This is a genomic window from Liquorilactobacillus ghanensis DSM 18630, from assembly GCF_001435235.1.
Taxonomy (GTDB): Bacteria; Bacillota; Bacilli; order Lactobacillales; family Lactobacillaceae; genus Liquorilactobacillus; species Liquorilactobacillus ghanensis.
The window spans coordinates 1-20,244 of the sequence record NZ_AZGB01000006.1 but is presented as its reverse complement, the minus strand read 5'-3'; the positions used below and the strand labels follow the sequence as shown (position 1 = coordinate 20,244).

25 protein-coding genes are annotated in these 20,244 nt (G+C 34.6%); 7 read left to right on the top strand and 18 right to left on the bottom strand.

What is annotated here, in order from left to right; translation table 11 throughout:
• Positions 1-4 precede the first annotated feature (4 nt).
• The 14 genes from FC89_RS02755 to mobQ form a co-directional block, all read right to left on the bottom strand.
• Positions 5-871 (bottom strand): conjugal transfer protein TrbL family protein, encoded by an 867-nt coding sequence (locus FC89_RS02755; RefSeq protein ID WP_057871029.1) that lies wholly within the window; start codon positions 869-871, stop codon positions 5-7.
• 12 nt (positions 872-883) lie between these two features.
• Positions 884-1,282, bottom strand: coding sequence for a hypothetical protein (locus FC89_RS02750; protein WP_057871028.1), 399 nt, complete (start codon positions 1,280-1,282; stop codon positions 884-886).
• A 15-nt stretch (positions 1,283-1,297) separates the two neighbouring features.
• The gene (locus tag FC89_RS02745) at positions 1,298-2,815 is read right to left on the bottom strand and encodes a VirD4-like conjugal transfer protein, CD1115 family (RefSeq protein ID WP_057871027.1); all 1,518 of its coding nucleotides are present in this window, start codon (positions 2,813-2,815) and stop codon (positions 1,298-1,300) included.
• Positions 2,812-3,276 (bottom strand): hypothetical protein, encoded by a 465-nt coding sequence (locus tag FC89_RS02740; RefSeq protein WP_057871026.1) that lies wholly within the window; start codon positions 3,274-3,276, stop codon positions 2,812-2,814. The genes FC89_RS02745 and FC89_RS02740 overlap by 4 nt, the downstream gene beginning before the upstream one ends.
• Entirely contained in the window at positions 3,269-3,829 is a 561-nt protein-coding gene (locus tag FC89_RS02735) for a hypothetical protein (protein WP_057871025.1), read from the bottom strand. The genes FC89_RS02740 and FC89_RS02735 overlap by 8 nt, the downstream gene beginning before the upstream one ends.
• A gap of 15 nt (positions 3,830-3,844) precedes the next feature.
• Positions 3,845-4,843: an NlpC/P60 family protein gene (locus FC89_RS12515; RefSeq protein ID WP_157060639.1), complete on the bottom strand. Its 999-nt coding sequence runs from the start codon at positions 4,841-4,843 to the stop codon at positions 3,845-3,847.
• Between the two features lie 12 nt (positions 4,844-4,855).
• Positions 4,856-6,280 (bottom strand): type VII secretion protein EssB/YukC, encoded by a 1,425-nt coding sequence (locus FC89_RS02725; RefSeq protein WP_057871023.1) that lies wholly within the window; start codon positions 6,278-6,280, stop codon positions 4,856-4,858.
• A complete protein-coding gene (locus FC89_RS02720; protein WP_057871022.1) occupies positions 6,280-8,277 on the bottom strand; it encodes a VirB4 family type IV secretion system protein in 1,998 nt (665 codons plus the stop codon). Before FC89_RS02720 ends, FC89_RS02725 begins: the two co-directional genes overlap by 1 nt.
• An 11-nt stretch (positions 8,278-8,288) precedes the next feature.
• Positions 8,289-8,954: a TrsD/TraD family conjugative transfer protein gene (gene trsD / locus FC89_RS02715; RefSeq protein ID WP_235804365.1), complete on the bottom strand. Its 666-nt coding sequence runs from the start codon at positions 8,952-8,954 to the stop codon at positions 8,289-8,291.
• The gene (locus FC89_RS02710; RefSeq protein ID WP_057871020.1) at positions 8,908-9,288 is read right to left on the bottom strand and encodes a hypothetical protein; all 381 of its coding nucleotides are present in this window, start codon (positions 9,286-9,288) and stop codon (positions 8,908-8,910) included. The genes trsD and FC89_RS02710 overlap by 47 nt, the downstream gene beginning before the upstream one ends.
• A 22-nt stretch (positions 9,289-9,310) precedes the next feature.
• Positions 9,311-9,649 carry a CagC family type IV secretion system protein gene (locus tag FC89_RS02705; RefSeq protein ID WP_057871019.1) on the bottom strand — a complete coding sequence of 113 codons (339 nt, stop codon included), beginning with the start codon at positions 9,647-9,649 and terminating at the stop codon, positions 9,311-9,313.
• The gene (locus FC89_RS02700; protein WP_057871018.1) at positions 9,642-10,256 is read right to left on the bottom strand and encodes a hypothetical protein; all 615 of its coding nucleotides are present in this window, start codon (positions 10,254-10,256) and stop codon (positions 9,642-9,644) included. The genes FC89_RS02705 and FC89_RS02700 overlap by 8 nt, the downstream gene beginning before the upstream one ends.
• Before the next feature lie 33 nt (positions 10,257-10,289).
• On the bottom strand, positions 10,290-10,601 hold the full coding sequence (locus tag FC89_RS02695; protein WP_057871017.1) for a hypothetical protein: 312 nt from the start codon (positions 10,599-10,601) through the stop codon (positions 10,290-10,292).
• A 90-nt stretch (positions 10,602-10,691) separates the two neighbouring features.
• A complete protein-coding gene (mobQ, locus tag FC89_RS02690) occupies positions 10,692-12,752 on the bottom strand; it encodes a MobQ family relaxase (protein WP_057871016.1) in 2,061 nt (686 codons plus the stop codon).
• A 269-nt stretch (positions 12,753-13,021) separates the two neighbouring features.
• Here mobQ and FC89_RS02685 point away from each other — a divergent pair, with 269 nt between their 5' ends.
• Both FC89_RS02685 and FC89_RS02680 read left to right on the top strand, forming a co-directional pair.
• Positions 13,022-13,234, top strand: coding sequence for a hypothetical protein (locus FC89_RS02685; protein ID WP_057871015.1), 213 nt, complete (start codon positions 13,022-13,024; stop codon positions 13,232-13,234).
• Positions 13,235-13,251: 17 nt separating this feature from the next.
• Positions 13,252-13,515, top strand: coding sequence for a hypothetical protein (locus FC89_RS02680; protein ID WP_157060637.1), 264 nt, complete (start codon positions 13,252-13,254; stop codon positions 13,513-13,515).
• A gap of 156 nt (positions 13,516-13,671) precedes the next feature.
• Here the strand turns inward: FC89_RS02680 and FC89_RS02675 are convergent, their stop codons facing one another.
• From FC89_RS02675 to FC89_RS02655, 4 genes are all read right to left on the bottom strand, one after another.
• Positions 13,672-14,418, bottom strand: a complete 747-nt coding sequence (locus FC89_RS02675; RefSeq protein WP_057871014.1) for a Fic family protein — start codon at positions 14,416-14,418, stop codon at positions 13,672-13,674.
• 160 nt (positions 14,419-14,578) lie between these two features.
• Positions 14,579-15,634 (bottom strand): replication initiator protein A, encoded by a 1,056-nt coding sequence (locus FC89_RS02670; protein WP_057871013.1) that lies wholly within the window; start codon positions 15,632-15,634, stop codon positions 14,579-14,581.
• Positions 15,635-16,467: 833 nt separating this feature from the next.
• Entirely contained in the window at positions 16,468-16,767 is a 300-nt protein-coding gene (locus tag FC89_RS02660) for a hypothetical protein (RefSeq protein WP_057871011.1), read from the bottom strand.
• Position 16,768: 1 nt separating this feature from the next.
• Positions 16,769-17,839 carry a ParM/StbA family protein gene (locus FC89_RS02655; RefSeq protein WP_057871010.1) on the bottom strand — a complete coding sequence of 357 codons (1,071 nt, stop codon included), beginning with the start codon at positions 17,837-17,839 and terminating at the stop codon, positions 16,769-16,771.
• 481 nt (positions 17,840-18,320) lie between these two features.
• Here FC89_RS02655 and amaP point away from each other — a divergent pair, with 481 nt between their 5' ends.
• The 5 genes from amaP to FC89_RS12735 are packed head-to-tail and all read left to right on the top strand — an operon-like array spanning position 18,321 to position 20,063.
• Positions 18,321-18,881, top strand: a complete 561-nt coding sequence (gene amaP, locus FC89_RS02650) for an alkaline shock response membrane anchor protein AmaP (protein WP_057871009.1) — start codon at positions 18,321-18,323, stop codon at positions 18,879-18,881.
• An 11-nt stretch (positions 18,882-18,892) separates the two neighbouring features.
• Positions 18,893-19,078: a DUF2273 domain-containing protein gene (locus FC89_RS02645; protein ID WP_057871008.1), complete on the top strand. Its 186-nt coding sequence runs from the start codon at positions 18,893-18,895 to the stop codon at positions 19,076-19,078.
• 27 nt (positions 19,079-19,105) lie between these two features.
• Complete coding sequence (locus FC89_RS02640) at positions 19,106-19,645, top strand: Asp23/Gls24 family envelope stress response protein (protein WP_057871007.1); 540 nt, start codon at positions 19,106-19,108, stop codon at positions 19,643-19,645.
• A 14-nt stretch (positions 19,646-19,659) separates the two neighbouring features.
• Entirely contained in the window at positions 19,660-19,911 is a 252-nt protein-coding gene (locus tag FC89_RS02635) for a GlsB/YeaQ/YmgE family stress response membrane protein (protein WP_057871006.1), read from the top strand.
• An 11-nt stretch (positions 19,912-19,922) separates the two neighbouring features.
• Positions 19,923-20,063: a hypothetical protein gene (locus FC89_RS12735; protein WP_120247200.1), complete on the top strand. Its 141-nt coding sequence runs from the start codon at positions 19,923-19,925 to the stop codon at positions 20,061-20,063.
• The last annotated feature ends 181 nt before the right edge of the window (positions 20,064-20,244 follow it).

Below are 20,244 nucleotides of genomic sequence, written 5' to 3'. Positions count from 1 at the left end.
TTTTTTAACCACTAATCTTGTTTTTCAGCATACTTGTAAGGCCTGATAATCCTGCACGTCCTGCGCTTTTAGTAATTCCAGTTGAAGCCCAAAAGTCTTGAATAACATGAGGTGTGTGTAGTACTAGCCAACCGAACCCGATTGCTCCCATAAAAGCTATAAAACCATTTTTGGCTAAGTGAGTGAAACACCAAATACAAAGTGTTAGTGATAAAACCTGTGAAAGCATAGAGCAATTATAGTAAACTAGTTTTTTCCACCAAGTTGTTCCATAATCAAATGTTTCTGTAGCGATTGATACAGCTACAATTGGAATAGTAATCGTATACCATGCCATATCAGCATAATAGATACACATTTTTATCATAAAGGCAACTGTAACTATAGCGAAAAAAACTAAAAAGATAATCGCCATAGTACCACTAATTGGAATAGTGGTCGGTACTTTGGCAGTGGGATCAATTGTTATTTTATTGACACTTAAAATAGCATCTGATGAGTATTTGCCACTCATACTGAACATATATTTTGCTAATGGGAAAATGATTTCGCTTTGTAAAAAGCCCTGTAAAAACACCATGATTGGAATTGAAATAGACGCTTTGAACGAATCCATTAAAATGTTTGCCCATGTCACATCGGTACTATCATCTGCTTCTTTCATTAATGTTAAAATGATTCTGGCTAAAACAACTACTATCAGTAAGCTACAAGAGAAAGCGAAGAATACACCATACCAAGTTTTAATGCCTGGTAACGTTTGATTAACTTGGTCAATAATCGCCTTACAGCCGCTCACTGCAAAATCCATAATATTTTTAAAAATGCTTTTAATAAAGGAATTTATAGCGTCTGAAATTATATTCGTCATTTACTCACTTCCTTACTTTTTTGGAATTAAAGTAACATTTCCTGTATCTGATTTTGCTAGAGAATTAATTGGTGTTAATTTGTATTCATCATTTGTTTTTTTAATCTCAAATTTTCTAACTTCGTTTCGATTTGTTATGCTGTTCTTATCAACAAAAGTTATTACTTCTTTACTGCTGTTTTGGCTAATTGTGTACGAGTATACTTTGTTTAAACTTCCCTCTGATAAAGTAAGTTTCTTTGCACTAAATTGTGCTGTTGGATTTGTTCCGTCTTGATTTTTTGTAGAATCAAACGTCCACTTTTGGCTTTGAAGTGTATCGCTAGTGCTTTTACCGCAAGCACTAAGGCCAATTATTACTAAAATCAAAACTGTCATTAAGCTTAATATGTGTCCCCATTTTTTTCTCATTTTGGTAACTCCCCTTTAAATGAAGAAATCATTATCTTCATTTTTACCTGAAATTTCTTTGTCTAAGTTATCTTGTTCTTGTTGTTCTTCTTCTGGATCAAGCTGATCTTTTTCCTTTAATTTCTTGCGTCTCTCTAACTCTTTTTCCCACTTAGCATTTAGCTTATCTAGTCTTTCTATTTGCTGTGATTCTGGGCGACCTTGGTAATCATTTTGTTTTAAATTAATCATATCCGCCGCTCCTGGAAACAACTTAAATTGAAACGCCTTAGTGGCTTTAAGCGGTCGTTGATTACTAAAAATTAAAATGCTTTGTTCGTCTGGCATACGCATTATTTCATCAGGCGTCATTAATGAGCGACTTGTATAATTGTAACTATCACTTTTGCTGGTGCTCGTTTCCTTACTATGACTAGTGCTTTCACTACCAGTTTCAACCTTAACCGTTGCTTTTCCTAAAAGATCACTAAAATACTTTGCGGTCACATCATTAGCTGCGTTCAAGCAAATTTTAACGGCATGATTACCTAGAATACTTTCAGCTTTTTCTTTTCCATACAGGGCTTGTAATTGAGTCAATGTTTGGCAAATTGTTGTTACGCCAATACCATATCCCCGACAAGTCGCTAAAAATTCCTCATACTTTGGAAATTTTCCCAAGTTAACAAATTCGTCAAGGATAAAATCAACTTTTTTCGGCAGTGTAGCGTGATTATCTGCTGCTAGCTTGTATAGCTCATCAAATAACTGTGAAAAGAACAAATTAATCAAGCTCTCAAAAGTATTATCCATAACTGGAATTATCACATAAACAATCATTTTTTGTTGGCCAATATCTTGCAAATTGAAATCAGAAAAGCTAGTGAATTTTGCAACTTCATCATCAACAAACTTGCTGATTGTTGCTAATAAGCTTTCAATGATACTAGCTTTCATCTCACCTTTGGCTTTTTTAAAACCTAACTCATAAGCCCGCCGTGCTGGGTGATCAAAATTCAAGCCCAAAAATATTTTATCTAACGGACTATCTTCACCTTTTTCTTCGGCTTCAACATCATTTTCTTGTAAAACCTGGGTAACTCCCGCTAAATTTCTTTTAGCTGGTTCACGTTCTTTCATTACGTACAAAATCAACGCTTTTAGTAATTGACGTTGGGTACTAAACCAAACATCTTTTTTGCTCTCCTTGTTCTCGCTCTCAACAATCTTATTAGCAACATTTTCGGCTTGAATATCACGATTAATGTAATCAAAAGGATTGTATCTGTCGCTATTAGCCATGTTGGCAAAGTTAACGACATGAACTTGATAGCCTTGCGCTATTTTAATTCCCGCTGTTTTCTCGTAAACCTCGCCTTTAGGATCAGTCACAATAATGCTGTTTTTTGTTTCATTAAAAACATTTGTTAAAACAACTGATTGTGTCTTAAAAGAGCCGGGCCCGCCGACAACAAAAATATTGCGGTTAGGCTTTGTTTGATTATCTTGATAAATCACTTGTTTATCAACTACGCCTAAAATTGTTCCATTCACTTTTCTGTTCCTCCTCTCTGCTTTAATTGCTCAATTGTTTCTTGATTTATCGACTGTGAAAATTCATCTTGAACATCACTTGTTTTTTTTGCTAAATAATAATGCTGTAATAACTCTTTGTAACTTCCCCAGGTAGCACTACCATGTGTTTGTGTATCTGCAGCTTCCCAATCTTTTGTTTTCTGCTTTCTTTTTAGTCCAAAGTAAATTAGATAGAATACCCAAGCAATACTTAAAATGATTAGTAAAGGATTTTTTTGGCTTAAATACATAAAGAAATTATGAAATGGGTGGATTAAAGCATTCATTGCTATTCCGCCGGCATATTGTCCGATTGTTAACTTGTATTGTGACAGCGCCATAAATTCACTAACTAGAACCTGAATCACATACAATCCAAGCAACAAGGAAACTGCATATCTTAAAGTTCCCCAAAGCAAACTTTTTTGTTTATCAGTCATTAGAACCCTCCTTGTTTATGCTGGTATTGTAATTAATCTTATTAATCTTCCACTGACCATTTTCTTTAGTTAAGCTAGCACTAATTACCATATAACTTTGTGACTGTTTTTTATTAACATCATAATTCATAGTATAAGTAGTTAAAACCTGTTTAGGATCAGCATTAGTTTGGCTTTCTTGAATGTAACTTTTAACAGCAGTAATAGTTGGTAACTTCAAACCGTCGTCATTATCTGCTGTGTCATTGCTTTTAGGCTTTAACTGTTGCTCTGCTTTACCGGTAATATATGGATCAAGCGCATTGTAGCGTTTAGTTAAATTACGCTCTTTATTTTCGTATAATGCTTTAAGAAAGCCTTTCATTTTATTTTGAACTACCGCACTTGTTTGTGTCTGTACTCCATTATCACTTGCTGCAGCTTTTAATTGGCTTATTTCTTTTTTTTGTGAACTGATTGTTGCTTGTTGTTTTGCGCTGTTTGAATTTCCGCAAGCACTAAGCCCCAAGCTTAACGTGATTATTACCGCTATCAATCCATAACTTCTTTTCATTCATTCTCACACCCTTTAATTTGCGGTTGCGAACCCGCCTAGATGATTTTTCCAATAGCCGCTTGTAATATTAGCGTATTTGATTCCACTATCTTCTGAATCTAACATACGGCCATTGCCGATATAAATTCCCACGTGGGTCATTCCTCCTTGGCTATCTGTTCCCTGGAAAAATACTAAATCCCCAGCTTTAGCGTCTTTTTCTGCTACATGTTTCATACCAGCCCATTGTGCCTGGCTTGTTCGTGGAATTTTTATACCAGCTTTGCTGTAACACCAGCTTGTAAAGCCACTGCAATCAAATCCAGTTGCTGGTGTTGATCCACCCCAAACATATGGCTGACCGATATATTTTTTAGCTTCGGCCATAATTGCGTCAAATTGCTTGATACTACCACCGCTTGACGAACCACTAGCGGCTAGATTGTCTGACGACTTACCGCCGAAACTTGCCATTAACTGCGTTACTACCGGAACCCAATTAGAATTTAGATTAGTTGGATCATTTCCTGCACCCACTGGCGCATATGCACTTCCTAATTTTTGAACAGTATTGAGTTTTCTAGTAACTACTAGGTTATGCAACGTCTTTCCTGTTGCATCAATTCCTTGTTCTAAGGTGTCATAATGTAGAATCTTACTGCCAACCATTTGACCGCTTGGGTTATTATCATTTTTGATTGCCGAGCTTTTACCATATGCACTTTCTGTTGCCATAATAGACGCGATTAAAGCTGGATTGATCCCATATTTTTGGGCTACAGTTATGGTGTAATTTCCTTTATCTTTTAAAACGCCGCTTCCATAAACTGATTCCCAATGTTTTAGATAAACAGTCTTATTAAACATTCCACTAACATCAAGCCCTACAGTGCTGTTGTCATTATCTGATTGATCCTGTTGTTGTTTAAAAGCACCTGTCGCTCCGGCTATAATCAAAATGAAAAATGTTATAACTCCGATAATTGAATAAAGAACGAGTTTAATCTTTGCTTTTTTGTACTCATAAATCATCTGCAAGGATCATCACTCCTTATCTAATGCTTTTTTTGCTTTATCTAGTTTTGTTTGACTATCCTTCAAAGCTGAATTAGCACTATCTAAATCTGTCTGTGCCTGTTTAACTTTATTATCCTTATCTTTGTCTTTACTACCATCAATTCCATTAGCGTTGTTTAAATTATTCTGTGCATTGTTGACATCATTTTTCTTATTCTGTACGTCAATCAAAGCCTTTAGGTATCGCCCCTCAACCTTATTACCATTATTCTTTAGCTTTTCAGCTACGTTTTGTGCATCATTGCTATCATTGTTGTTTAAAAATGCTTCGCCCATTCGCAACAAAATCTTAGAATTTGATACAAAAGCCATTTGATTGACTAAAGTTGTCTGTTTGTAGTTGATCATGGCTTTTTCTAATTTCAACTGTGTTTTCAAACTAGATTTAGAATTGTTAGGCATTGCTAAAGTCAAAATATCGTTCTTGTCGCCCTTTTGATAGATTGTTTCGATTACCTTTTCTAACATTCCTGGCTCGTTATTTAAAACATACTGCCAAGCATGATGTTTCATAAATTGATTAGCTATTTTTTGCTTGCTATAGCCAGCTTTCGCCATTAACCCCTCGGCCGCTTTATATTTTTTCTTACTCAAAGCTGTTTTAATCTGATTAACATAACGAACTTGAGTTATTTCTGCGTTTTTACTACTCATTAATGCGTTATAGCGACGCTCGTCTTTTTTATGAACCAAACCAATTAGCAAAAGTGCAACAACTGCGACTATCCCTACCGTATACCCAAGTTTCTTCTTTGCTTGACTATTTTTCTTATCTTGATTCTGCCACTCCTGGTAGCTAACAAAATCTTCAATTCCGGCCATGTCTTTTTTTAAATCACTTACACTTTTAGCCTTAATAATCTGTTCCAATAAAACATCATGTTTCTGGTTCGCTTGTTCTGGGTTATCTAGCAGCGCTTCATAAGGCGCTCCTGTTAAAACACTTAACAGCAAGGCTTTATACTGCGTTAATAGATCATGCTTATTGCTAAATGGCATTAAATCGGTTGCTCGATAAGCATACTTAATGTGATTCATTGGATAATACCAGATGTTACTTGGATTTAAAGATACATGATAGATACTTTCATTGAGAATATCCTGGGTCATAATCTTTTTGGCTAAGCTGGCTCTAATAGCCTTGTTTTCCAACTTAACATCTTTCAAACAGCGATAATGGTCGGGAATTTTATAGGCTAAAATTACCTTTCCATTTTTTTCACTCACACTTTTTATCTGCAAAAATGATGTTTCATCTTTTTTAATGCTATCGATTTCTTTTATATCATCATGTAAAAATTTGTTCCGGTCTAAAGCTAACTCTAATTCCTGCCCCTTAACCTCAAATGTTCCAACTTCAATATTTAATAAGCGACTTGCGTTTTGCTTCATCAGATTTCACCCCCCTTATCAAAATCTGATTCTAATTGCTCAATCTCACTTGGTACTAACTTGATTCTTTCTGAATAGTTAGGCTGTTCTGCTTTTTCACGATTGTACTTTTTCATATATGCTTCTGGGTCAATCAACCTAAGTTCTTCTTCGGTTAATTCAACTTTCATAAATGCTCGCTGACTACCATAGATCATCAAGGCATCTCCCTGGCGTTTTCGATTAAGCAATTTCTTTTCTTTCTCACTAAAATTCATTCTTAATTTAGTAATAACGTCATCTACACCTTTACCGTCTAAACCAAAGAAAACCTTAGTATAACTATTGCCAATAATTGCTTCCCCGATATTTTGGCCGGTATCAGTCGTACCCTCAATCACATCTTGGATTTGTTGTGTGCCAGCAATTGCACCCGCGTTGTATTTTCTAAACCGTTTGTATGCTTGGTGGAAAAATGTAGCGGCTGCTTTATGCAAAGTTAAAAAGTGAAATTCATCAACAAATAATTTTTTGCGTTTCCGCCGTTCTTTAGTAATTTCGTCCCACAAAAACTGAAATGTATTTAAATATGCTCCAGCTTGCACTTCTCGCTCGCTTTGAAGTGGTTTTAAATCGAAAGAAACAATGTTATTATGCAAATTAACATTTGTGTGACCGTCAAATAATGTATTTGAGCCGTGTGTATAACTACCTAAAATTATATATAAACCCTTAATAATCTGATAACGTTCTTGATCCTTTTCTTTTAACTTAGTCATTTCATCATAAACGTTCGTTAAAGTCGGCCATTGTTCATCATGAATTTCGCTAAGTTTTTGATATTTCATAATTCCAGAATTAATGTAGGCAGCCCTTAAAACATCATCTAAAACAGCCTTTTCTTCCTGGGTAATATCACTCTTAATTACTTCAAAGAACCCTTTTAAACGCTGTATTTTATCTTTTACCAACAAGTCTAAATTCGTAACTGCTTCATCAGAGCTGACCGTTTCTTCGGAAAAGATTTGCATTGGATTTATTTTATCTTTAGCATTCGAGCTTAAGTGCAAGACCGCTCCACCTAATAGCTCAACCACCTCTGTATATTCATTCTCAGGATCAATTATATAAATCTGATAATCCTGAATAGCATATCTTAAAATTTTTTGGATCATATACGTTGTTTTACCAACGCCAGAAGTTCCAATAACCACCATGTTTTGATTCAAGGTTTTATTGCGGTCTAACATATCTATCGCAACTAATGAATTAGTATCTTTGTTAACTCCTTCAATATCGGATCGCGGCTTTAAGTCCAAAATTTCGGCATCATCAAACGGAAACATACTGCTGGCGGCTTCGGTATTACTTTCCTTGTACGTATAGTCGCCCAATAAGTTTTCATCAATTGGCATTGCTGACCAAAAGGCTTGAAACATTGCCTTAGTTGGAATTAGCGGTTTCATTTGTAACTTAACTAAAGTATTCTTTACATTTTCGGTTAAATCGTCTAATTCTCTTAATGTTTCAGCTCGCAAATAGATTAAAGTATGCTGAAAAACAAAGGTAGTTGAGCTATCCAAATATTTGTCTAACTGCATATTGGCACTATCAATATATTTTTTTAATATCTTTTTCTTGTAAGGATCAAATGTTCCTAGCAGTTCTGTTTCTTTATTTGTAATTGTCTTTTTGTAGTAACTAATCATGGTATTATTGGCTGCACTGTCAATATACTGTACTATATCAATTACACCTTTTTTGCGTTTTAATTCTGATAACCAGTTACCATAGACCTTTTTAGGATAATCAGCAATCGCAATTATCCGGACAAAGTTTTCTCCAGATTGAATATAATTAGGGTATTGCTCCCAAGAAAAAGGAAATAATGCGTGCAAACTATCACGATCAATAGCATCTGTTACTAACGCTTCTTTTCCAATCACGTTTTTTTCATCGAGTTCATTTTTCTTTGTATTTGGCATAAAGAAATCAATTATTTTATCCCCTGCTCCCATTTTTTCACTCCCTAACCTTTAAAATTAATCAAGTCCTTTAAAATTTCCAAGAGTTCTTGATTGTTTACTACATTAACTGTTACATCAAAATCACTAAGAGATTCTTCAATATCCCTTCTAGCCTGATCTAGTTTCTCTGCTAGGTTCCTGGCCGCTAGCTCTAGGCTTTTCATTGACTTACTTTTAATTGGTACTTTTAAGATTACTAGGTGTTGTTTAGTAGTCATGTTTTTTGCATTTTGAATTTTTGTGAAATGATCAATATAACTGGCTAATAATTGGATTTTAAAAGATTGTTCTGGAGAATTTTCTTTGAGATATAAATACTTGCGTTTTAGTCCATTTAAGTACGGGGTCATATCGACTGGTACAGTCGGTTCATGAAACTGATAGGTATCATTAACTCCGTCACCCAAAGAACTCATTAAAAAGCTATTGTAGCTTTTAAAAACATCTTCTTGCTCTGTATCATTTAGCAAATCTAAGTTAATTCCACTAACTCTTAACAACCCGACAAGATTTCCTGTCTTTGTTACCTCATAGTTATCAAACAAGCCAACAATTAAGCTCATATCATCTATTGTTTCTTTGCCACTATTAATTTGTGGTGGTTGGTAAGTCCAATCTAATTTAGTTTTTCGATTTTTCTTTTCCGAACCTTTGAATGATAATTTCACGTCTTTCATCTCTCTTCTTTGGTGCTAAGTAATAGCGTTTTTGATTTTGATAGTATTTTTTTCTGATCCGATACAAGTCTCTAACTTTGATGTTTTTTCGACTGGCTACTGGTCTAATTGTTAAAATAGCCATGACAATTGTTACCCCAATGACGCCCAAACAAATCTTAAACAAAATAAAGGCTATTCCTGTTGGTGGCAAAACAACAATTATCATGGCTATTATGACAGCTAAGATTATCCAACCTATATCTGCCACAGTATAGTCTTTCCAAACTCCATAGTTTTTATTGACGTTCTCGGGGAAAATGAATTCTTTACCTTTTCTTTTCAAAACGTTCCCCCTCTTTTCTCTTTTAACTGAATAAACTGTAAAACCAAGGCAGCAACCAAATAACCGCCGCAGACAACGCTACTAGTCCAGCAACTCGACCAACTGCGTGATATACTTCTGATTTTTCTCTTGGATCGTCAGCGTCAGGCATACGTTTAATAATGATCCATAAAGCTACGCAAACCCCTGCTAAGACAACAATTCCTGTTAAAATTCCTTGAATAGTTTGCAATGCTTTAGAAATTTTACCTTGAACCTCACTACCACTAGCGGCTAATACTGGCGTTGCAGCCATTAATACTGTACTTGTCGTTACAATCCCTGTTAAAATCTTTTCTTTTGCCTTACTAAATCTATTCATTATTATCTTTCCTTTCTCTTTGTATCTTTGCTGTCTGGGTTTCTTCTTGTTTTGCTGTTTGGCCATAGAATTTTGCCAGTTCACTTTCGGCAATCTCTCTAGTTGGCAATACTTTGCTGGCGAGTTCTAACTTCCCCTCTGGTGCCCGACCAATAAAATACTGTTTTTCATTTTCCTTTCCTAAATCATACTTTTCAACTACCTTCAAGTTTTGTTCATATCTAGACAAAGCATTATCAATTTTCAAACCATAAAATCCTAAAAAGCCTTCTAAAAAACTTTCACCAAAAAACTGCAATTCATTTTTCACTTGTTTGTATTGATGAACAGGTTTGCTGTTAATCAATTTTTTTGTTTTTTCAGCATTAACACTATCATTATTTTCATTAAATGATTTACTAATCTCTAGGGGATCAATTTTTATTTGCTGTTTAACCGTGTTCTTAATTAGTGCTTGTCGTACATCATTAACTGGTTTTCCTTTTTCTTTAAGCATTTTTTTTAATTCTTCATGGTTCAAAAGGGCTTTTTCATCTTTAACTGCGATAGCCTTGTCATCATCAATAATTAGCTTTCCATTAACGTTTTGCCACGCCTCAACTTTCATTTGTTTACCCCCTTTATGATAATTAATTTAGAATTACAATTGGCCTAGACTTCCCCTTGCCCGCCCTTTAAAATGAATATTTGAGAGGATGTCACCTAAAACTGTCATTTTTAGGTGTTGATCCTCGTCAGCACTGTTACTGCTGACGAGGACGTCCTCTTTTTTTATGTGTTTCTTTATCCATTTTATGCCTTCGTCAGATATCAGCTTACTTTTGCCACCCTCTAGAATCATATTCTCGGGCACTTCGTTTTGATGCCGGCGAAGCCATAAGCTGACATAAGAACGACTGCGGCCTAGTTTTTCACTGGCTTGTGCCAAGTTATACCATTTTTTATTTGCCACATTTTTTTAACTCCCTTCCTTAAATCATCTTCATTATATCATTAAATGTATTCTTTGTGTTCATTATTTTTTTACATTTATATTACTTTATTACATATGCAAACCACCTCCTTCATGGCGGTTTTTAATCTGATGTTGCCGCTGTTTCTTCGTCATTTCCCATTCAGTTTCTTTCAACCCCTTCTGCTGTTTTCTCTTTTCTATTTCTTCATTTCTTACGTATAAAACTCGCATTATTGCATTACTAAATGTAGCTGCTAAAAACTGTTCTGGTTTCAACGGTTTATAGTTAGTCGGTTGATAATTGTTTAACTGTTGGCCACGGTATTGGTCCGCTTTCTCTCTTTGTTCGTTCATTTTTTGTTGAGCTTGGGCTATTTGACTTTTTTCAATTGTTTTATCAGTTTGACACTCGCCAAGAAACAACTGCCGTGTTCCGTCATGCCGTAAAACCAACTGTAAATGCTTATTTTTTAGCTGATCTACCGCTATTTTGCCTGATAGACAAGCTAGCCCTTGTTGATGTTCTGTTGAGTTAAACATTACCGGTGGCTCTGTTTGCCAGCGTTTTAAGTCTTGCTGATTAAAAGGTTTAACCCCTGGACTGTAATACATTACGGCTGTATAAGCTTGTTCTTGTTTTGTTATTGAAAGCCGATCTAATTCGCCCTGTGGAAAAGCTCGCTGTAAAATTGCTTGGTATTGTGTCTTAACTACTTGCTTAATTTGAGTAATCGTCCGAATTTCTTTTATTTTTCTAGCAATTAATTGTTGTTGCTTTGGTGTGTATTCTTCTAAAATTCCTCGTTTTGCGTGACGTAAATCTTCCAAAGTATTCCCTTGTGTTTCAAGAACTTGCTCTAATACATTCTTCTCGTTTTCTTCACTATTTAATAAGAATTTCCAGCTAACATAAGGTCGTTTAGTAAATAATAAAATCTGTTGGGTAAGTAAATCCTCACGGATTGCGGCTAATCTTTCTGCTAATTCTGCTCCTTTAAAAACAGTTTCTTCACTGTTAGTTTCTTTGATCAACTCACGCCGTTCTGCCATTGTTGTTGCTTCAAAATCAATTTCTGGATAAAGCTTTTTAACCGTTCGATCCGTGACGGTATTCAAAAGTTGATCAGCCTTTTCTAATGAGTTTTCTTCTTGGCTAACCATTAATAATTGTTTAGTTATATCTTCTCCAACTGCGTGTTTAATTAACAGACTGTTTTTCCAATTAAAAAGCATTCTGCGTTTGTCGTCTATTGTTTCTAAATTGACAAAAGTTTTTAGCTCATGACTAAGCTCTTTTACTAGTTTCTTTTCATTGAATGAAAAATGCTTGCTAAGCATATCTAAATGTCTTTTCCGGCCTAGTTTTTCTTTAACATTATTGTACTGTGCATTTAGCTTTTTATTCTCTTTTACTTGTTGATTAAAGTTTGCTCGTTCATGACGTTTACTATTAATTCCTATATGCTTTGTTGGTACTTCATTAATACCTTGTTCCAAGTATGATTTCTCACTGATTCGATCTGGTAATTTTTTAGCTTCTAAAACCATATTTACACTAATAGCCCAATTATGTCGCCATTGATTAATCTTTCCTCTTTTATCCCAATCAACTAACCAAATTTTTCTATTTTTAACATTACCTGCTGCGGTCTTTGTTTTATTACCATGACTGTCTAAAATATATTCTGTTTTTGATTTTTGACCCCAACTCCCATCTGGGTTAAAAGGGCGGTTAGTTAACATCACGTGTGCGTGTGGATTGTCTGGGTGATCTCTATGAATTGCAATATCTGCAACCATACCTTGATCAACAAAGTTTTCTTGAACATATTTAGTTAATAATTCTTTTTGTTCTTCATTACTTAATTCAATTGGAAGTGCAACATTAAACTCCTTTGCATATCGAGAGTTAGAACGCCGATCTTTCTTTTCTACCTCATTCCACAATTTAGCCCTATCATTAGCCCACTCTGGTGCATTTTTAGGAACTAAAATAAAGCTTTCCGGCATGACTGATCTAGCATAAAAATAACTTCGTCCCTCTTTTTCATCAAATAGTTTTTCGCCACTTCGATAAGCAGCACTAGCAACTGCACTTCTCATTTTTCCAGCACTAATATTACTAAAACTCATGTGAAAAATTGCCATATCAGTCACCACCTTTCTTTGTTTTATGGTTTTGAATTTGTTGTCGCCATAGGCGACTTCTGACACAGGTTTTTAGGTTTTAGCACAACGTCATATTTGATGACGTGTAAGTGCGCATTTACCTCGTTTCACTCGGTCTGCTGATTTCTATTATGATGATTTCAGTATATCATTATTGCTTTATTTTTTCAATATACTATATTGACTTGGCTAGTATGTAATGCTAAAATTGAATATATTTATAATCAATTAAGAAAGGAAAAATAATTATGGCTAAAACCTCAATTGAAAAACAAGAAGCTAAGTTAAGAGAACTTAATCAAAAAATTAAAGACGAAAAAAGAAAGATTGAACAACGACTTGGTAAACAAATTATTAATCAAGCACATTTAGATTATGCTGATTTATCCAATGAGCAAATTAAAGCTATTTCTAAAAAAGTTGCTGATGTTTTAAACAATCAGCAAGACAATCAATTTTAATTTATTGGGGTATTTTTATGGCTAATCAATATAAAAAACTAGTTGATCAACAAGCTCGTTTAAAACAAAAAATTGAACAAGAAGATTTTAAGCTTCGACAATCTAAATATTATGAAAATCAACAAGCTCGCAAAGCTCGTTCTCGTCGCCTAATTCAAAAAGGTGCTTTACTTGAAAAGTATTTTCAAGCCGATAATCTTTCAGTTGATCAAACCGAAGAACTTTTAAAAATATTTGCTGATTATGTAAACGCACATAAGCCTGATAAACTAAAAAAATAAAAACGGTCAACCTAATAACTAGGCCGATCGTTTTTATTTTCTAAATCATTTTGACGTTCTTCTGGTTTTAATTCTGGGTTTTGTTTAACAAAATTATTGAGCTGTTTTTGTGTTCTTCTACTTATTTCGTCTTTAACCAATTCAAACTCTAATTTGTTAGTTTTTTTTTAGTTGTTTGTACATCTGATTCAATTCGTCAACACTTAGTGTTTTATTTGCTCTAATCTCTAAACCTTGAATGGCATTATCATACGTCCACTGCTTAACTTTAGTCATGTCATTAGTCCGATAATAGTCAGCAATTAGTTCGTTCCATTGTTCCCACTTATCTAATGGCACATTGATCAGCCCTGCACCACCGTCAATCATGATTTTATTGGCACTTAAAGTCGCTGTCCGTTTGTTACCGTCCCAGAAAATTTGTTGCCGCATATTATGATACAAAACCGTCAAAGCCTTATCAGTAATTGTCCTCGTTGAATCAGCTAATGTTTTTTGTAAAAACCTCTGTTCTTGTTGTTCATCAATCAGCGGTGGTTCAAAATATTCTTCACTCCCTAAATCAACGCCTCCTTGACCCTGTCTTAATTCACCTGGTACTAATGCATCTTCTGCCGCCACAATTTTGTTGATTTGTTTTTCCATTGCTAACGTTAACGGTTCATTTTGAGCAGTTATATATTGCCACCCACGCTTTAAATTAACAATCGTCAAAACATCTTCAACCGGCACTCCCGCCACACTCATACCGTCCATAATTGTTTGTGTTTGCGGCAAGGTCGTATTAACACCCTCAAAGCGAGAATTTGTATGCACTAGCTTGGTAAAGTTCGATCGTGCGAAGCGTTTATTTTCTGCAGGGGTAAAGTGATACCTATCTACATATACTTGTGTTTCAGCCATATTCTAACCTTCTTTCGTCAATTTAACGTTCAGATATTTGGCTGTTAAATGCTTGTTTTTGTGCCTTGTTTTCTTGTTTAAGCGGTTTTGAATCAGCCTTGGTATAAATCTATGTTAGATAATTAAAATCTCTTAGAAACGTTTTTATAGCCATTTAGAACTAATAATATCCAAGACCGTTGTCGGCTGGTTTCTTTTCTTCTTTGGCGTGCCTTGTAGCATGTTCTTTAGCTATCTGTTTATTCCACCAAACGCCAAATAGATTTTGCATAGTGCCATACAGATAGTTTTCTGCGTTCTTGATTTGTTTTTCATTACTTCTAAGAGCGTTAAAGTAACGTCTTAATGTTTTGGTCATCAAAGGTTTTAATTCTTCATCATCGAGCGGAATTATGACCCCTAGATCCTGATGGTCTTTCTGAACTTTGTATTTAGCATTTAGAATAATACTGATAAAGCGCCGCATTTGTTGTGGTGTTCGACACCAAAAACTAAGTAATTGGACGGCTTCGGGTTCTAGGAAAACTGGTAAACCACTGTCTTCATCAGTCAAAAAGTCTTTAGCATGGGTAACTAAATCACGATTTTGTTTTTCGATTTCTGCTGATGAAAAATTAGCTGTGGAAAAATTCAACTTTTGAGTATCTAATTTAGTATCTTTATTAGTATCTAATTGTTCTTTATATTGATTGTGTGTCATTTTGACACTTCCGCTTGTACCAAGGGTTTGAGGGTCATTTTTTGGAAGTGTCATTTTGACACTTCCGCTCGTACCAAGGGTTTGAGGGGTGTCCTCTGGAAGTGTCATTTTGACACTTCCGCTTGTACCAAGGGTTTGAGGGCTTATTTGTTGGTAAACATCTGTAGCTTCTACTTCCGGTCGCAACAAATATAAACGATTGGGTTTATTTAAACCCATTCTTTTTTGAAATAATAAACCTACTTGTTCAAGTTCTTTTTTTATACGTACGGTTTTTTTATTTCCACATAATAAGAGATTCATTAATTCGCTATTTGTAAAAATAAAATAGATGTTATCTTCTTCATCAATCCAATTATTGCGGATTGAATAATTAAAGCGATCCTTCAAAAGTGCATAAGCTACTTTAGCATCATTGCTTAGATTTATATATTTAGAATTAGTAAATAGAACCTTTGGCAACTGATAAAATGTTTCTCCATAAATTTCTTTTGCTTTATAAAAATTAGATGTCATAACAAATTCTCCTTTTTTTGTAAAGAGAATAAAATTAGTCTGCTAACTTTTTACTTGATTTTTTGTGGTAACTTGCTATAATGTATCAAGTTAATAATGGATAAAGTTAACATCTTGAACTTGTCGGCCGGACAAGTTTTTTTATTCTCTATTTTTTTAGAATAAAAAGGACTAAGTAGCTACAAACTACTTAGTCCTTATCTCATTTTAGTTAATTAGTCTTGGTGTACATCTTGCCACTTTAGGTAAAGATACGGTATAATAAGACCAATCGATAAGATAATATTTCAGTTAGCTTTAACCGCCAAGTAAAAGCTAACTGAACTAAGTAGCTGGCTGATAGCTACTTGCTAAACATAAAGTCTTGACTGTTATTATGTCAGGGCTTTTTTTAGCGCCTTCTTTATTCGTACTAACTTATAAAGTATTTTAGCATATTTTTAATACTTTCAGCAAATTCTATTTTGTTCTATAAACCTTACCGGCTCTAGGTTGAAACCAAAAACAAATTGAACCAATTGGAAAATAGTACATTAAAATTAATAAAATTGCTATGTGTTCTTTTGGATCAATACCCAAACTTATTAGAAAGCCTAATGGCAAAAATAACCAAAATTCTGAGAAAATAAATGTAATAATGTGGAGTATCCTACAAGCAATTCGGCTATTGTTTGTAATTTTTTCAAACCAAAGCTGAAATAGAAACTCTAAGGGAAACAACCATTGACGACATGTAAATCTTTGATCATACATTTTTCTTCGGTTAATCACGACTACTGGTATTATCCAAAGAAGTATGATGTAGATACTAAGGATAAAATTTGTCAAAATAATCACCTTTTTTCAACGTCATTACTCGAAATACCTTTAAACCCATTTATGAGCAGTTTTTTTGTTTGCTTACTTGTGTTCGTTTTTTTAGTGTTTTCAGCTTTTTTTTGCACATTTGGTTCAATTTCTTGTTTTGACCCTGAAAAATCAAGGGTTACTTGCCCTTGCTTAATTAATTCCCGTAAACCCAGCTTAATCAATGTTGTTGCCGAATAGTTTGAGTTTTTAATAAAGTTAATTATGTCTTGGTCTTTCGACAAAGACAGTCTAACACTAACTGTTTTTGTTTCCTTTTCAGCCATGTTATTCCTCCTTTGCTAGGCGTTGCGATAGCCCGTATTTGTAGAAGCCATGCACATTGGCCTGTTCAGGGTTATCTGTCATTCTAATTTTTGTGTTAGTAATTTGATCTTCTAATAAACGTTGATTGATAATGGAAGCGCCACCGCCGGTTAAAACCAATTCATCAACACTGGATAGATTTTTAAATGATGAATTGATCATTTCTACTAATCTCTGTGAATAGTATTGTATTTCAGTATCAACAATTTCTGTCATGTCTATTATATTATTGCTAGACTGACGATAGCTAAACTTTTGAGCTTTAATTCCTTGTCGAACACTTGATTCAATTACATGTATATCAGAGTTAATTCCATATCTAGTATTTAATTTTTGTGCAATCCTTGTATAAAGTTCGTTTGCTCCAGCTTCTGATTGTGTGCGGTTGCTAGTGTCAAACCTAAAACCATTTTCTTCACTAATGATTTGATCTAGCAGTACCGTTCCCCCGCCAATATCTGCAACTGCAAAACGTTTATCCTCTATATCATTTTCTTTTAAATATCCATTTTCATCTAGTAGTAAGTCATAAAGCGTGCCAATCGGCTGCGGTAAGATTTCTACGTTTTCAACTCTGATGTTTATTGGATCATTATTGACCTGGACTAAATATTGACGTTTGAGCGTGTTGATCACAGCTTTTATGTTTTCCATAGTATAGTCACCTGTTGGTAAGCCAGCGACTACGTCAACTTTTAGGATTCCGTCTTTAGCCTGTGGGTACTCTTTAGCTAAGCGTGCTAATGATAATGCAGCTAACCGCTTATATTCGGCTCTATTATATCTACCCTCGAAGCCCAAGGTGTCTGTTAGTTGGTCTTGCGTATACCTTAAAACTCCTTTACCCCAAAAATATTTTTCTTCTTCTGCTGAAATTTGGTATAGATCTAAATCCTTCAGTTTTCCATTACTAAAAAAGCTTTCTAACTCCCTCTCATTCAATAATGATGAGGGTGCTACATATGTTCCTTTTTTATCTTGAAGCTTCGTCTGCTTGTTTCCTAAATCGAGTGCAAATAATTCGTTTGTCATACTTTTTCCTTCTTCCGTATTATTATTAACTATCTATATTTATATTGTAATACGAAGTAATACAAAAAACAATATATAAATACAAAATATTAAAAAAGAATACTATGTATTTATAAAATGCTTAAAGTAATACAATAGTGCTATAAAATGATATAATGAAAGCTGATTTTGAATAATGCAATTGAACGGAGTGAATGATTTGAAAATATCTAAGTCTGAGGCAAATTACATAAAGGAACAGATAGATAATATTGATAATAGTATTCGTTTTTATAATAAAAGTAGCCATAGGTTGTTTATGGGCACTGTAATAAGTGAACTTTTTATTTTGGCATTGTTTATTTTTTTTGTGTGCTCGGGGGTATACCCTATTGGCCAGATTAGTTTAGTCAAATAAAATTTTTAATTGGTTTCTTATAAGTGCATATAATTCCATCATCACTACCTGTCCTGCTATAATTACAGTAAAGGTGGTGATGATTTGCGTTTTATATTTAAGGTTCTAATAGTAGTAGTTATCATCCTTACATTCCCTTTGTCCGTAGTTCTTGTCTTTAAGAATTGGTCAACAGCCATTGGCACTAGCCCCCCCGTTTCATTAAAGTTTGATTGGTTAGATCATTACGAACCGATATACCTTTTTTGGAGTGGAGTAATTCTGGCGGCGGTGTTAATTATTTTATTGCTTATCACACTTTTTTGGCCACGGTCACAGTCATTATATCTTCATCAAAAGTCTGATGGTCAAGTGACCATCAGTAAGAAAGCTATTGAGCACTTTGCTCTTTCAGCACTGCAACATGAACCCTTTATTGGTAACCCCAAGGTATCAGCTAAGTTATCACGGAAAAGGATCACACTTAAAATATCGGGTGATCTACTAAATTCAGTCAATGCCAAGAAACAGACTGCAAATTTTCTCAATCAATTAAAAAAAGATTTGCGTATTTGTCTTGGAATTTCTAAACAGAAAACAATCAAAATCAGACTCGTTGATTTTAATGAGTCGGACGATAATGTGCAACAATCTCGAGTTGTCTAGGAGGTGATAACGTGACCGAACTCATTAAAGCCTATTTTTGGCCATTAATTGGAGGAATTATAGGATTGCTCTTAGCGATCCTTATCATCACTTTTGGATTTTTTAAGACGCTTTTGGTCTTAATTTTTATGGCAATCGGGATTACTGCGGGTTATTATATTCAAAAAACTGGTATCTTAACAAATGTGTTTAAATAACTGTTTGAATTATAAGGAGGAAAAATTATGCAGAACGGAACGCCAAGTGAAAAAACAACCAACGAAAAGTCTGGCATTAAAGGCAATTTAACATTTGATGACAAAGTTATTCAAAAAATCATTGGTATCGCACTTTCTGAAGTAGATGGTTTATTAACCGTAGATGGCGGCTTTTTCGCAAATGTTGCTGAAAAACTAGTTAATACTTCTGATGTCACATCGGGAATTGATGTAGAGGTTGGAAAAAAGCAGGTTGCAGTAGATCTCGACATTGTTGCTGAATACGGCATTGATATTTCTAAACTATATGACAAGATCAAAAATGTTATCGTTCGTGAAGTAAAAAACATGACCGACTTAGAAGTAATTGAGGTAAATGTGAATGTTGTTGATGTCAAAACGAGGGAGCAACATGAAAAAGATTCGATTTCTCTACAAGATCGCGTTAGTGATGCTACAGATAAAACGAAGGAAGCAGTCAGCAAGGGCGCGAAAAAATCGAAGGAAACATTAAGTGACAGCGTTGATAAGGTAACGCCTGACAATAAATCTAGTCGTGTTAATTAAAGGAGAGAGTAACTATGGGACTTATTTGGTCATTAATCGTCGGAGCAATCATTGGTGCAATTGCTGGAGCAATCACTAATCGTGGTGCTGCTATGGGCTGGATTGCAAACATCGTAGCGGGCTTGGTCGGTGCATGGATTGGTCAAGGGCTTCTTGGCACTTGGGGGCCTTCATTAGCTGGTATGGCACTGATACCATCGATCATTGGTGCAATTATTTTAGTTCTGATTGTTTCATTAGTTGTTGGTCGAACCAGTAAAAAGTAAGGGGGGATTCTATGGACGTCTTGAAAAGTGTATTTAAGTTTATGATCGCTTCTACGCTCATTGTAGGTGGTGTTCTCATCGGTGGCACCGTCTTGACTGCTAAGAAGGTAGATGGCATTGGTGATAAATTGCAACAAAAATTACATGGATAATTAGCCAAATTATCTATATTAGGCATCTTAGAACTTAAATAATCGGGTAATTGAAGATCAGTTAATCAATATTTCAATTGGTACGATAATCTTTTATAAATATAGATGGGAATTTTTCGATAATTAATCATAACCACCCGTCAAACGGGTGGTTTGCTCTAGGGCTATAAGCCCTATGTAC

Excerpts from the sequence above, each read along its gene's own strand:
- FC89_RS02755 (WP_057871029.1), bottom strand. The coding sequence starts at position 871 with ATGACGAATATAATTTCAGACGCTATAAATTCCTTTATTAAAAGCATT.
- FC89_RS02750 (WP_057871028.1), bottom strand. The coding sequence starts at position 1,282 with ATGAGAAAAAAATGGGGACACATATTAAGCTTAATGACAGTTTTGATT.
- FC89_RS02740 (WP_057871026.1), bottom strand. The coding sequence starts at position 3,276 with ATGACTGATAAACAAAAAAGTTTGCTTTGGGGAACTTTAAGATATGCA.
- FC89_RS02735 (WP_057871025.1), bottom strand. The coding sequence starts at position 3,829 with ATGAAAAGAAGTTATGGATTGATAGCGGTAATAATCACGTTAAGCTTG.
- FC89_RS12515 (WP_157060639.1), bottom strand. The coding sequence starts at position 4,843 with ATGATTTATGAGTACAAAAAAGCAAAGATTAAACTCGTTCTTTATTCA.
- FC89_RS02725 (WP_057871023.1), bottom strand. The coding sequence starts at position 6,280 with ATGAAGCAAAACGCAAGTCGCTTATTAAATATTGAAGTTGGAACATTT.
- FC89_RS02720 (WP_057871022.1), bottom strand. The coding sequence starts at position 8,277 with ATGGGAGCAGGGGATAAAATAATTGATTTCTTTATGCCAAATACAAAG.
- FC89_RS02705 (WP_057871019.1), bottom strand. The coding sequence starts at position 9,649 with ATGAATAGATTTAGTAAGGCAAAAGAAAAGATTTTAACAGGGATTGTA.
- FC89_RS02700 (WP_057871018.1), bottom strand. The coding sequence starts at position 10,256 with ATGAAAGTTGAGGCGTGGCAAAACGTTAATGGAAAGCTAATTATTGAT.
- mobQ (WP_057871016.1), bottom strand. The coding sequence starts at position 12,752 with ATGGCAATTTTTCACATGAGTTTTAGTAATATTAGTGCTGGAAAAATG.
- FC89_RS02685 (WP_057871015.1), top strand. The coding sequence starts at position 13,022 with ATGGCTAAAACCTCAATTGAAAAACAAGAAGCTAAGTTAAGAGAACTT.
- FC89_RS02680 (WP_157060637.1), top strand. The coding sequence starts at position 13,252 with ATGGCTAATCAATATAAAAAACTAGTTGATCAACAAGCTCGTTTAAAA.
- FC89_RS02675 (WP_057871014.1), bottom strand. The coding sequence starts at position 14,418 with ATGGCTGAAACACAAGTATATGTAGATAGGTATCACTTTACCCCTGCA.
- FC89_RS02670 (WP_057871013.1), bottom strand. The coding sequence starts at position 15,634 with ATGACATCTAATTTTTATAAAGCAAAAGAAATTTATGGAGAAACATTT.
- FC89_RS02660 (WP_057871011.1), bottom strand. The coding sequence starts at position 16,767 with ATGGCTGAAAAGGAAACAAAAACAGTTAGTGTTAGACTGTCTTTGTCG.
- FC89_RS02655 (WP_057871010.1), bottom strand. The coding sequence starts at position 17,839 with ATGACAAACGAATTATTTGCACTCGATTTAGGAAACAAGCAGACGAAG.
- FC89_RS02640 (WP_057871007.1), top strand. The coding sequence starts at position 19,106 with ATGCAGAACGGAACGCCAAGTGAAAAAACAACCAACGAAAAGTCTGGC.
- FC89_RS02635 (WP_057871006.1), top strand. The coding sequence starts at position 19,660 with ATGGGACTTATTTGGTCATTAATCGTCGGAGCAATCATTGGTGCAATT.
- FC89_RS12735 (WP_120247200.1), top strand. The coding sequence starts at position 19,923 with ATGGACGTCTTGAAAAGTGTATTTAAGTTTATGATCGCTTCTACGCTC.